This window comes from Kitasatospora sp. NPDC093806 (assembly GCF_040683335.1).
Taxonomy (GTDB): Bacteria; Actinomycetota; Actinomycetes; order Streptomycetales; family Streptomycetaceae; genus Kitasatospora.
The window spans coordinates 61,583-74,048 of record NZ_JBFBDO010000032.1; the positions used below are offsets into that span (position 1 = coordinate 61,583).

Annotated in this window: 10 protein-coding genes; 3 read left to right on the plus strand and 7 right to left on the minus strand. The window is 75.5% G+C overall.

All coding sequences use genetic code 11. From position 1 onward, the window contains the following. Nucleotides 1–203: 203 nt before the first annotated feature. Together cmk and AB0N76_RS17965 are read right to left on the minus strand one after the other, a co-directional pair. Nucleotides 204–923, minus strand: coding sequence for a (d)CMP kinase (gene cmk, locus AB0N76_RS17960; RefSeq protein WP_363558156.1), 720 nt, complete (start codon nt 921–923; stop codon nt 204–206). A 205-nt stretch (nt 924–1,128) separates the two neighbouring features. Next, nucleotides 1,129–2,214, minus strand: a complete 1,086-nt coding sequence (locus AB0N76_RS17965) for a prephenate dehydrogenase (RefSeq protein WP_363558158.1) — start codon at nt 2,212–2,214, stop codon at nt 1,129–1,131. A 536-nt stretch (nt 2,215–2,750) separates the two neighbouring features. Here AB0N76_RS17965 and AB0N76_RS17970 point away from each other — a divergent pair. From AB0N76_RS17970 to AB0N76_RS17980, 3 genes are all read left to right on the plus strand, one after another. Continuing rightward, entirely contained in the window at nt 2,751–4,991 is a 2,241-nt protein-coding gene (locus tag AB0N76_RS17970; RefSeq protein WP_363558160.1) for a DUF4139 domain-containing protein, read from the plus strand. 3 nt (nt 4,992–4,994) lie between these two features. Then, complete coding sequence (locus AB0N76_RS17975; protein ID WP_363558162.1) at nt 4,995–6,581, plus strand: mucoidy inhibitor MuiA family protein; 1,587 nt, start codon at nt 4,995–4,997, stop codon at nt 6,579–6,581. A gap of 94 nt (nt 6,582–6,675) precedes the next feature. Continuing rightward, nucleotides 6,676–7,038 carry a DUF952 domain-containing protein gene (locus AB0N76_RS17980; protein WP_363558164.1) on the plus strand — a complete coding sequence of 121 codons (363 nt, stop codon included), beginning with the start codon at nt 6,676–6,678 and terminating at the stop codon, nt 7,036–7,038. 80 nt (nt 7,039–7,118) lie between these two features. Here the strand turns inward: AB0N76_RS17980 and AB0N76_RS17985 are convergent, their stop codons facing one another. The 5 genes from AB0N76_RS17985 to AB0N76_RS18005 all read right to left on the minus strand — a co-directional run. Continuing rightward, the gene (locus AB0N76_RS17985) at nt 7,119–8,102 is read right to left on the minus strand and encodes a helix-turn-helix domain-containing protein (RefSeq protein WP_363558166.1); all 984 of its coding nucleotides are present in this window, start codon (nt 8,100–8,102) and stop codon (nt 7,119–7,121) included. Between the two features lie 395 nt (nt 8,103–8,497). Next, a complete protein-coding gene (locus AB0N76_RS17990; protein ID WP_363558168.1) occupies nt 8,498–9,829 on the minus strand; it encodes a pseudouridine synthase in 1,332 nt (443 codons plus the stop codon). A gap of 63 nt (nt 9,830–9,892) precedes the next feature. Continuing rightward, on the minus strand, nt 9,893–10,513 hold the full coding sequence (gene scpB / locus AB0N76_RS17995; RefSeq protein ID WP_363558180.1) for an SMC-Scp complex subunit ScpB: 621 nt from the start codon (nt 10,511–10,513) through the stop codon (nt 9,893–9,895). A gap of 344 nt (nt 10,514–10,857) precedes the next feature. Further along, nucleotides 10,858–11,880: a segregation/condensation protein A gene (locus AB0N76_RS18000; protein ID WP_363558170.1), complete on the minus strand. Its 1,023-nt coding sequence runs from the start codon at nt 11,878–11,880 to the stop codon at nt 10,858–10,860. A 176-nt stretch (nt 11,881–12,056) separates the two neighbouring features. Further along, the coding region (locus AB0N76_RS18005) for a hypothetical protein (protein WP_363558172.1) at nt 12,057–12,466 on the minus strand (410 nt) is incomplete at its 5' end.

Genomic DNA, 12,466 nt, shown 5'->3' on the forward strand with positions numbered 1-12,466 from the left:
GGCCCGGCCCTTCCCAGGGACGTGCCGTGCGTACCTGCCCCACCGGGGCAGCGCGAATGGTTCCGGGTGCCGCCTTGGCACCCCGTACATCAGGTGGATCACGGTGGATCACGCTGGATCACGTGGATCCACCGGCCGGAGCCGGTCCTCGACCGGAGCCCGACGGTTGTCAGGCCCCGACGGCTGTCAGGCCCAGACGGCTGTCAGACCGTGGAGAGCGCGGTGCCCGCCCGCTCCGCCACCAGGGCGGCGATCCGGTCGATCACCTGCTCCAGGGTGAGGTCGCTGGTGTCCACCCGGACCGCGTCCGCGGCCTGGGTGAGCGGCGCGGTCGCCCGCGACGAGTCCGCCTTGTCCCGGCGGGCCAGGTCGGCGGCCATCGCGACGATGGTCGCCTCGTCGACGCCCTTCGCCCGCAGCTCGGCCGCGCGGCGCTCGGCCCGGGCCGTCTCCGACGCGGTCAGGAAGATCTTGACGGTGGCGTCCGGGAAGACCACGCTCCCCATGTCCCGGCCCTCGGCGACGATGCCGCGCTCGGCGACCTCGGCGCAGCCGCGCTGCAGCTCGACCAGCCGGGTGCGCACCGCCGGCACCGCGGCGACGGCGCTGACCTGCGCGGTCACCTCGGGGCCGCGGATCGGGCCGGAGACGTCCCGGCCGTCCACGGTGATGGTCGGGCCGTCCGCGTCCGTGCCGGACACGATCACCGGCTTGCCGCACGCGACGGCCACCGCCTCCGGGTCGTCCACGTCGACGTCGTTGGCCAGCATCCACCAGGTCATCGCCCGGTACATCGCACCGGTGTCCAGGAAGCTCAGGCCCAGCCGGGCGGCGACCGCCCGGGAGACGGTCGACTTGCCGGAGCCGGAGGGTCCGTCGATGGCGACGACGACCGGGGCGTGCGCTCGGTCGGCAGTTTCCACGGCGCGAACCTCTCTCTGAATCTCTGAATCTCTGAATCACTGAATCGCTGAGCTCGGGATACCCGAGCATGGCGGCCCGATGTGCGGGGGAGCCGGGGGATGGTCTCCCTCAAGGTTAATGGACCGCCGCCCGACCCGGTCCCGCCGGTCACCGGACGACTACCGAGGGCCGCAGCGAGACCTCACCGCCCGCCGACCCGAAGCCTCAGTCCCGGACGCTCCAGCCGCTCGCCCGCAGCGCCGCCGTCAGCGGCCGCACCGCCGTCGGCGCCACCGACAGCTGGACGAAGCCCACCTGCTGGCCGGTCGAGTGCTCGATGTCGACGTCCTCGATGTTGACGCCCGCCGCGCCGACCTCGCCGAACAGCCGGCCCAGCTCGCCGGGCTGGTCGCCGAGGACGACCGCGACCGTCTCGTACCGGGTGGGCGGCGCGCCGTGCTTGCCGGGGATCCGGGCCTGGCCGCTGTTGCCGCGCCGCATCACGGCCTCGATCCCGGCGGCGCCGCCGCGCCGCTCGGCCTCCTCGGCGGCCTGCAGGGCGCGCAGCGCGGCGACGGTCCCGCCGAGGTCGGTGGCGAGCTCCTCCAGCACGTCGGCGACGGCGCCCGCGTTGGCGGACAGGATGTCCACCCACATCGCGGGGTTGGAGGCGGCGATCCGGGTCACGTCCCGGACGCCCTGGCCGGAGAGCCTTATCGCCGTCTCGTCGGCGTGCTCCAGCCGGGCGGCGACCAGCGAGGAGAGCAACTGGGGGGCGTGCGACACCAGGGCGACCGCGCGGTCGTGCGCCGCGGCGTCCATGACGATCGGCATGGCCCCGCAGAGCGCGACCACTTCGAGGACGGCGTTCAGCGTCTCGGTGTCGGTGTCGGGGGTGGGGGTGAGCACCCACGGCCGGCCCTCGAACAGGTCCGCGCGGGCGGCCAGCGGGCCGGACCGCTCCCGCCCGGCCATCGGGTGGCTGCCGATGTAGTGGACGGTGTCGCAGCCGAGCGCGGCGATCTCGGCGCGCGGCCCGGCCTTGACGCTGGCGACGTCGGTGTACCAGCGCGCCAGGCCGCGGCGCTGGCAGTCGGCGAGCACCTTGCCGACCAGGGCCGGCGGGACGGCGATGATCGCGAGGTCGACCGGGCCGTCCGCGGGCTCGGTGGTGCCCGCGCCCAGGGACGCGGCGGTGCGAGCGGCGTCCGGGTCGGCGTCCTCCAGGTGGACGGTCAGGCCCCGTCCGGTGAGGGCGAGCGCGGCGGAGGTGCCGATGAGTCCGGTACCGACGACGGCGACTGTGCGCATGGCGGGGTGGCTCTCCTCACGGAACTGCACGGGACTGCACGGAACGGAACCGCACGGAACCGCACGGACGGGACCGCCCCATCCTCCCCCATCCCCGCCTCCCGCGCGGTCACCCGGGGTCACCCCCGGCCGACTTCGGCCGACTCGGCCGCCTCCGGTCGCCACCGGCCGCAACCGTGCCGCGCTCCCGCCCGTCCCCACTCACGCGGAAGCGTCCGCCCCGGGTGTCCCCGCCACGACCCCCACGTCCCGACCCGCGCCCCGGCCCGCGCCACGGAGCGCACGCCACGGCGCCCGGGACGCCACGCGCGGCGGAAAACCGGGGACGCGGGCGCCGACGCACGGCAGGATGGGCCGCCCAAGGGGTGGCCCGGCGCGTTCGGCGCCGACGGCAGCACGACGAAGGGGTTCGCCGGGTGAACGATCCACACAGCAGCGACCAGCATCGACCGCACGACGGGAGCTCCGAAACCGTCCCCACCGTCCCTCCCGTCCCCTCGATTCCCTCTGCCCCCTCCGTGCCCTCCATCCCCTCCGTGCCCTCCGTGCCCTCCGTGCTCGACTCCGTCGTCGTCCACGCCGCCGGCGCGGTCTGCCGCCGCCGGACCCGGGTGGCCGTGCCCCCTGGCGGGCGGCTCCGGCTGACCGGCCTGCCCAAGGGGATCGACCAGGGCTCGCTGCGCGCCCGGGTCCTCGCCGGCCCGGCCGGCGCCGCGGTCACCGAGGCCCGGCTCGAAGCCGTCACCGAGCTCCGCGAACCGTCCGAGCTGCCCGAACTGCGCCGCGAGCTCAACGAGGCCCGGGAGCGCGAGAGCGCCCTGCGGGAACGCCACCGGCTGGTCCTCGCCGCCATCGACGAGACCGCCGCCCTGCGCGCCGTCCCACCGGCCCGGCGCCGGGACGAGCAGCTCCGCCGGACGCCCGCCGACGCCTGGCTGGAGCTGGCCGAGTTCGTCGACGAACGCCTCACCGCACTCCACGGGCGCGCCGAGGAACTGCACCATGCCCTCGAACTCGCCCAGCACGAAACCGAGTTGCTCACCGACCGACTGGCCCGCTCGTCGAGCGCTGACCGCTCCGCGACGGTGGAGACGGCGGCGACCGTCCTGCTCACCCTCGCCCTCGCTCCCCCGCCTACCGCCGAGGGCGCCCCCGGCCCCGGCCCCGACGGCGATTCCGCCCCCGCCCCCGCTCCCGGCCCCGACGGCGCGTCCGATCTCGAACTCGAACTCGAACTGGAGTACGCCGTCCCGGCCGCCCGCTGGGTGCCGTCCTACCGGCTGTCCTACCGGTCGGGCGCCGACACCGGCCGACTGGTCCTGCGCGCCTCCGTCGCCCAGCTGACCGGCGAGGACTGGACCGGCGTCCGGCTCGCCCTCTCCACCGCCGACCTGGACCGGCGCACCGACCTGCCCAAGCTGCGCTCGCTCCGGATCGGCCGCAGCCAGCCGACCCCGCCGCCGTCCGGCTGGCGCGAGCCCCCGGCCGGTCTGTCCGACCTGTTCGCCGGCTACGACGCGGTCGGCCCGCGCCCGCTGCCGGGTGGACGCGGACCGGGCGCGGCCGCCACCGAACCACGACCCGCCGCCCCCGTCATCCTGGCCGCCACCCCGGCCATCGCCCCGGCCGCCGCGACCCGCCCCCAAGCGCCTGGCGGACTCCGCTCGGCCGACGAGCCCCCCGCCTTCGCCGGCTACGGCGGACCGGCTCCCTCCCCCGCGCCCCCGCCGCCGCCCGCACCCGCCGCCCGCTCGGCACGGGCCCGCCGGGCCGCCGCCGCGCCCGAGGGCCTGGAGCTCGGCGGGGCGGCCTTCGACGCCCCCGACTTCCTGCTCGCCGGAGCCCCCGGAGGCAGCGGAGCCGCCCCCGCCCCGTCCACCACCCCACCCGCTCCCCCCGTCCCGGACGACCTGCTGCTCGACTACCCGGCCCTCGAACTGCTCGGCCCGGACGCCGCCGCCGACCGCCGCGGCACCCTGCGCCGCCCGTCCGCCCGCCCCGGCAGCGCCCACCGGACCCCCGGCGCCGCCCCGTACGGCGCCGGCCCGTACGGCTCCGGGCTGCACAACACCGGCCCGTACGACGCCGGGCTGCACGGCCTCCCCCTGCCGCACCACGCCGTGCCGCCGCGCGTCTCGGCCGGCTCCTTCGACCACCGCTTCGACGCCGCCGCGCCCGCCGACATCCCGTCCGACGCCACCTGGCACACCGTCACCATCGACGAGATCCCGGTGTCCGTCCGGCCCGAGTACGTCACCGTCCCCTCGGTCGAGGAGAAGGTCTACGCCACCCTGGTGATCACCAACCCCACCGAGCGGGCGGTGCTCGCCGGGCCGGTCGAGCTGACCGTCGACGACCGGTACCTGCTCACCGCCGCCCTGCCCACCCTCGCGCCCGGCGGTGTCCGCCGACTGGGCATCGGTGTCGACGAGTCGGTCGAGGTGACGCGCCGTACCGAGCTGCGCGAGTCCACCGCGGGCATGCTGAACAGCAGCACCGTGCTCGACCACCGCGTCCACGTCGAACTGGCCAACCGGCTCGGCCGCCCGATCACCGTCGAGGTCCGCGAACGGGTGCCGGTCAGCTCCGACGCCGACGTCCGGATCGAGGAACGGGCCGACTGGCACGCGCCGGCCGAACCGTCCCCCGACCACCCGGCCGGCACCCGGCTCTGGCGGGTCGACCTGCCCCCGGGCGGCCGGGCCGAGCTGGACGGCGGCTACCAAATCAAGATCCCGGCCGGAAAGGCCATCGTCGGCGGAAACCGGAGGAACTGAACGATGACCGTGCCCGCCCTCCCCGTCACCCCGTCTCCCGTCACCCCACCCCTCGTCACCCCGCTCCCCGTCACCGCCGTCACCTGCCTGGAGGACCGCGCCCAGGTCGAACGCGCCGTCGCCCTGACCCTGTCGGCCGGCGTCCACCGGCTGCGGCTGGGCCCGCTCACCGCCCTCGCCGTCGACCGCACCCTGCGCGCCGAGTCGGACACCCCGGGCGTGCGGGTCCTGGACGCCCGGGTGGTGCGCAGCTGGACCCCGCGCGCCCCGCTGCCGCCCGGTCCCGACGACTCCGAGCTCCGGCACCGCCTGCACGCCCTGGACCGGGGCAGCCGCCAGGAGGAGCAGCTGATCGACCGGCTGGGCGCCCGGCTGGCGCTGCTCGCCCAGCTCTCCGCCGACCTGCTGCGCGAGGTCGGTGAGGGCGCCGGCGCCGGCGAGGTCGAACGGACCCGCTGGGCCCGCGAGCTCGAACGCGTCGACGCCGAGCGCGAGCGGTACGGCGAACAGCTGCGCGCCGCCCGCTCCCGGCTGCGCGAACTGGAGGAGGAGCACTCCCGGGCGCTGGTCGCCGTGGACGAGGCCGAGCGGCAGCCCGCCGAACTGGTCGCCCACCTCGACCTCACCGTCGAGGCCGCGACGGCCGGCCCGGCCCGGCTGACGGTGAGCCACCTGGTGCCGTGCGCGCTCTGGCGGCCGTCCTACCGGGCCACCCTGGTCGACGGCGCGCTGCGGCTGGAGTCCGAGGCGGTGGTCTGGCAGCGCACCGGCGAGGAGTGGGCCGGGGCCCGGCTCACCTTCTCCACCGCCCGTTCGGCGCTGGCCACCGAACCGCCCGCGCTCGTCGAGGACGTGCTGACGCTGCGCGAGCGCAGTGCCGAGGAGCGGCGCACCGTCGAGGTCGAACTGCGCGAGGAGGCGATCTCCACGCTCCGCCCGGACGGGATGGTGCCGGGCGTGGACGACGGGGGCGAGGTGCGGGTGCTGACCGCCCCGGCCCCGGCCACCGTGCCGTCCGACGGGCGGGCGCACCGGGTGCCGCTGGGCTCCTTCGGCGGGCCTGCGCACAGCGAGTACGCCTGCGCGCCGGAGCTGTCGCCGCTGGTGACGCAGGTGGTCCGGTTCCGCAACGCGGCCGGGCACGCGCTGCTCGCCGGGCCGGTCGAGCTGGTCCGGGGCAGCGGCTTCACCGGGCGCGGGCAGCTGCCGTTCACGGCCGCCGGGGCCGACGCGGAGCTGTCGTTCGGCAGCTCGGACGGCTACCGGGTGGTCCGCGAGACGGAGGAGCGCCAGTCGACCGGCGGCCTGACCCAGCGCTCGGTGACCACCCGCACGGTCCGGCTGCACCTGTCGCGGTTCTCCGGACCGGAGGAGCGGGACGAGCAACTGGTCGCGCTGCGCGAACGGGTGCCGGTCTCCGAGGTGTCCGCGGTGGAGGTGCGGCTGCGCAAGGAGGAGTGCTCGCCGGCGCCGGACGCCTTCGACGCCGAGGGCATCGTCCGCTGGGACGTCCCGCTCGGCCCGGGCGCCCGCCGGACGGTCACCCTGGTGTACGAGGTCTCCGCCTCCGCGAAGGTGGCCGGCCTCTGAGCACACCGCCTCCGCTACCGCCGGCTCCACCGCCCCGCGCGAACCGCCGCGAGGACGCTCACCCAGCCACCACCGGACCGGGTACAACAGGAACATGATCCTGCACCTCGCCCCCCTGGACGACTGGCTGGCCGACCCGGGCCGGCCGTACGCGACCGCCTCGCTGCTCACCGACGGGTTCATCCACTGCTCGGCGGACGAGCGGACCGCGCTCGCCGTGGCCAACGCCTTCTACGCCGACGCCCGCGAACCGCTGATGGTGCTGCTGATCGAGGAGTCGCTGGTGGAACCGATGGTCAAGTGGGAGGCCCCGCACGGCGCACCGCCGCCCGGGGCCACCCCCGACGTGCTGTTCCCGCACATCTACGGCCGGCTCAACCGGTCCGCGGTGGTCGGCCTGGAGAAGGTCGAGCGCGGACCGGACGGCCGCTGGGCGTCCCTCTCCCCCTGGAGCTGACGCCCGGCCCGGCCGGCGAGCCCTCACCCCGCGGCCCCCTCACAGCCGCCTCGCAGCCCGCCCCTCAGCCGCCCCGCCCGTTACAGCCAGCCCCGCTCCCGGGCCGCCATGCCGGCCTGGAAGCGGGTGGTGGCGCCCAGCTCGCGCATCAGCGACTGGAGCCGGCGCTGGGTGGTCCGGGCGCTCCAGCCGAGCGAGCGGGCGATCGACTCGTCGGTGAGGCCGGCGGCCAGCAGGCCGAGCAGCTTGCGGTGGTCGGCCTCCGGCTCCAGCGCCTCCTCGGCCGCGCCGAGCTCCGCCTGGAGCTGGACGGCCCGCTCCCACTCCGCCTCGAACAGGGTGTCCAGCGCCTGGAGCAGGGCGGAGGGGTGGATGACGTAGGCGGCGTCGAGGACGCTGTCGCCGACGCTGATCGGGATGACGGCCATCCGGTCGTCCGACATGATCATCTTCATCGGGAGCACCGGCCGGACCCGGGCCTCCTCGCCGTCCGCGACCCCGACCAGGATGTTCTTCTCCAGCCGGCCCGGCCAGGCCACCGCCTCCCGGTCGTAGATGGTCCGGAACCGCAGGCCCTCCTTCATCCGCTGCCGCTGCAACGGGATGTTGGCCACCGGGTCCTGGATGTAGGGCGGGCAGTCGAAGCCGCGGATCTGGTACTGGCTGGTCTCGGTGATGTGCTCCAGGCGCTGCGCGATCGCCTCGCCGCCGGTCAGCACCTCGACCGAGTGCGCCGGGTCGGTGTACCGCGAGGCCTCCCGGAAGGCGTCCATCAGCCGGTGCATCTCGGCCCGGGCGTGCCGCAGCTCGGACTCGCGGTGGCCTATCAGGGTGCCGATCGCGACGTCGGGGGCGACCGGCAGGAACCGCTGCCGGTCCACCGGCGCCCGGGTGGCCATGCCCTGCTGGGCGAGCCGGTCCAGGGCGCGGGCGCTCTGCTGGAGGGTCAGGTCGCAGAAGTCGGCGAGGTCCTCGGCCGTCGACTGCGGGTTGGCCACCAGCGCCGCGTAGACCCGCCCGTCCGGTCCGGCCAGTCCCAGAGCGCTGAGTGGTGCATCGGACACGGCGTCGCTCCCCGTTCGCCTCGCGCCCCGCGCCGAGTGGCGCACTCCCGCCACCCGGCGGATCGTGGGCAGGTGGCAATCTTCGGCCACGGATCATGCGGCTGACAAGGTGATCACCGACCGATGCGGCCCGCTTCACAGCAGGATCCGCCGAACGACGGAGGGCCTCCCCGCCACTCGACGGGGAGGCCCTCCGGAAACGCCCGAATATGTAGACCGGTCTAGAGAAATATGCAGACCGGTCTACATACTCGACCCGCTTTTATACCGACCGGTCTACAGAATTATGCAGACCGGTCTACATAGCGCGGACGCGGGCGCGCTGACACCTGAGTGCCACCGCGCCCGCGCAGACGCACGACCGCCGTACGACCCGCGGCCTACGACCCCACGACCTACAGGCCGACCTCGCGCATCAGCTGACCCACCTCGGGGTTGGTCAGTCGGCGCAGCCAGCCGGACTTCTGGTCGCCCAGGGCGATCGGGCCGAAGTGGGTCCGCACCAGCTTCTCGACCGGGAAGCCGGCCTCCGACAGCATCCGGCGGACGATGTGCTTGCGACCCTCGTGCAGGGTCACCTCGACCAGGTAGTTCTTGCCGACGTTCGAGACGACCTTGAAGCTGTCGGCGCGGGCGAAGCCGTCCTCCAGCTCGATGCCCTGTGCCAGGCGCTTGCCCAGGTCACGCGGGATCGGGCCCTGGATGGCGGCCAGGTAGGTCTTGGTCACGCCGTACCGGGGGTGGGTGAGGCGGTGGGCCAGCTCGCCGTGGTTGGTGAGCAGGATGATGCCCTCGGTCTCGGTGTCCAGGCGGCCGACGTGGAACAGCCGGGTCTCCCGGTTGGTCACGTAGTCGCCGAGGCACTGCCGACCGTCCGGGTCCTCCATGGTGGAGACCACGCCGGCCGGCTTGTTCAGCGCGAAGAACAGGTAGGACTGGGTGGCGACGGTCAGGCCGTCCACCTTGATCTCGTCCTTCTGCGGGTCGACCCGCTTGCCCTGCTCGGTGACCTGCTTGCCGTTGACCTCGACCCGGCCCTGCTCGATGAGCTCCTCGCAGGCCCGCCGGCTGCCGATGCCGGCGCGCGCCAGCACCTTCTGCAGACGCTCGCCCTCGGGCTCGCCGAAGGTCTTCGGGAGCTTCACGGCCGGCTTGTCGTGCCGGGCCAGCACCGCGTCCTCGATCCGGGCCTGCAGCTCGCGCGAGCGCTGCGGCTGGCGGCGCGGGTCGCCCGGGGCGCCCTGCCCCTCACGGCGCGGACGCGGGGCCGGACCGGGCCGGCGCCCGGCGAAGCCGCCGCGGGCCGGGGTGGCGTTGGGGCCGCCGCCGTACTCGGGGCGGTCGTACTTGCGCTCCTCGGGCCGCAGCGGGCGGTCCGGGTAGCGGCGGTCGTCGCGCCGGTCGTCCCTGCGGTCGTCCCGACGGCCGTCGCGGCGGTCGTCCCGCCCGTACGAGCCGGAGGAACCGTACGAGCCGGACGAACCCGACCCGCCGCGGCCCGAGCCGCCGCCGTACGAACCACCGCCGTACGAACCACCGCGCGAGGAGCCCGAGCCCGAGCCGCCACGGCCGGAGCCGCCGCCGTACGAACCGCCCCGCGAGGAGCCGGAGCCCGAGCCGCCGCGGCCGGCGCCGCCCCCGTAGGAGCCGCCGCCCCGGCCCCCGCCCTGTCCGCCGCGACCGCTGCCGCCGCCGCTGCTGTTCCTGCCGTTGCCACTGCTACGCATCAAAATGTCCGTACGTCGTTACCGTCTGGGATGTGCGGTCGTTTCGGCCGACCTCACCGCCCCCTACCGATCGGGCGCCGACCGATCGGTCTCGCCACTGCCGTCCGCAGCCTGTGCGGCAGCGGCGGCGACCGCCTCCGCGATCATCGTGCCCTCCAGGGACTCCGCTTCCACGTCGTCGACCTCGGGCAGGAAGGGAGCGAGCTCCGGCAGCTCATCCAGGCCGCGGAGCCCCATCCGTTCCAGGAAGTAGTTCGTCGTCCGATACAGGATCGCACCTGTTTCGGGCTCGGATCCGGCCTCTTCCACCAGTCCTCGCTGTACCAGGGTACGCATCACGCCGTCACAGTTCACACCGCGGACGGCTGAGACCCGCGATCTGGACACCGGCTGCCGGTAGGCGACCACCGCGAGCGTCTCCAGCGCGGCCTGGGTCAGCCGGGCCTGCTGGCCGTCCAGGACGAAGCGGTCGACGGCCGGCGCGCAGGCGGCCCGGCTGTAGAACCGCCAGCCGCCGGCCACTAGCCGCAGGTCGAAACCCCGCCCCTGAGCGGTGTACTCGGCGGACAGCGCGCGCAGCGCGGCCGCCACCTCCGCCCGGGGCCGTTCCAGCACGGACGCCAGGTGGGCCTCCCCGACCGGCTCGTCGACGATCATCAGGATCGCCTCCAGCTCCGCCCGCAGGCCCGGCCCGTCCGCCTCCGATACGCCGCTGTCGACATCGGAACCCGCACCAGAAGTCGACGGGGCCGACTTCTGGTGCACGACCACCGGCTCGACGACGGCCACGGCCTCCACGACGGCCACCGGCTCCACGACGGCCACCGGCTCGACGACCGCGCCCGGCGCCCCCGGCAGCACCTCCAGCACCCCTGCGGGCTCCTCCAGCACCCCCGGCAGCACCTCCAGCGCCCCCGGGGGCTCCTCCAGCGCCCCCGGCGCCGGCTCCAGCCACTCCTCGGCCCGCGGCTGCCCCGGGACGCCCAGCACCCGCCGGGCCGGCCGCCCGCCACCCTCGGTCCCAGCCGTCATCGCCCGTCCTCCTCGCCCATCCGCTCGCCCTCGCCCACAGCCCCCTCCGCAGGTACCTCCCCCACCACGGACGACTCGCCCGCCGCCCCCTCCGCAGGCACCTCCCCAGCCTCGCCCGCCGGCCGGTCGAACTCGTCCGTCACCTCGACCGCGCCCCGGTCCGCCTCGGCCACCCACCGCACCACCAGCTCACCGAGCGCGTCCGGCTGCTCGAAGGCGAGCACCCGCTCCCGGTACAGCTCCAGCAGCGCCAGGAAGCGGGCGACCACCACCATGGTGTCCGGCGCGTCCGCGACCAGCCGCTGGAAGCTGGCCTCCCCCAGCTCGGTCAGCAGCCCGACGACCAGCCCCGCCTGCTCCCGCACGCTCACCGGCGGGGTGTGGATGTGGTCGACGTAGACGACCGGCTTCGGCTTGGGCGCCATCGCCCGGGCCGCGAGCTGCGCGAAGCGCTCGGTGCCGATGCTGATCACGACCTCGGGCAGCAGCTGCGCGTGCCGCGGTTCCAGGCCGACCGTGCGCGGCCGCCGGAGCAGCTCCGCGGCCCAGCGCTCGCCGAACAGCGCCGCCGCCCGCTTGTACGCCCGGTACTGCAGCAGCCGGGCGAAGAGCAGGTCGCGCGCCTCCAGCAGGGCGAGGTCCTCCTCGTCCTCGACCTCGGCCGCGGGCAGCAGCCGGGCCGCCTTGAGGTCGAGGAGGGTGGCGGCGACGACCAGGAACTCGGTCGCGGCGTCCAGGTCCCAGTCCGGCCCCATGGCGCGGATGTGGGCCATGAACTCGTCGGTGACGGTCGCCAGCGCGACCTCGGTGACGTCCAGCTTGTGCTTGGCGATCAGGCTCAGCAGCAGATCGAACGGGCCCTCGAAGTTGTCCAGCCGGACCCGGAAGCCGCCCTGCGCCGCCTCCCCGCCACCCGGGCCGCCCGCGGCCGCGCCCGCCCCGGCAGCCGACTCGACGGTCGGCGCGGCGGCCGATTCTGCGATCGGCGCGGTGACAGGGGTCTCGGACGTGCTCGGCATGGCGTTCCATCTTCACCCGGCCGCGCCGCCGGTCCCGCGCCGGGGCCACCGACACGCCGGGCGCCCCCCGGGCCCCATGGCCCCCCGGCACCCACCCGCACCCGCCCCCGGCACCCCAGCGCCCCGGTAGCACCGGAATGGCGCCGATGGCCCCGCCGGCGCACGCCCACGGGCGCTCAGCGCCCGCGCAGCCGCCGTACCAGGATGCTGGCCTCGCCGCGCTGCTCCAGGTCCGCCAGCACGACCGCGATGGCCTCCCGGACGATCCGGCCGCGGTCCACCGCGAGGCCGTGCTCGCCGCGCAGCACCAGCCGCGTGTGTTCGAGGTCCATCAGTTCCTCGGCGGACACGTACACGGTGATCTTCTCGTCGTGCCGCTCACGCCCGGTGGGGCGGCGCGGGGCACGCCCGCGCGGACGGGGCCGTCCCGCGGCACCCGCCTGCTCCTCGACCGTTCCGGCGTGCTGACGCGGCCCCGGTGCCGCGGCCGTCCGGCCGCCCTGGCCGCCGGCCTGCGGGCCGCCCGCCTGCGCTCCACCGGCCTGCCCGGCAGCGCCCTGGGCGCCACCCGGCTGCGTGGGGGCGG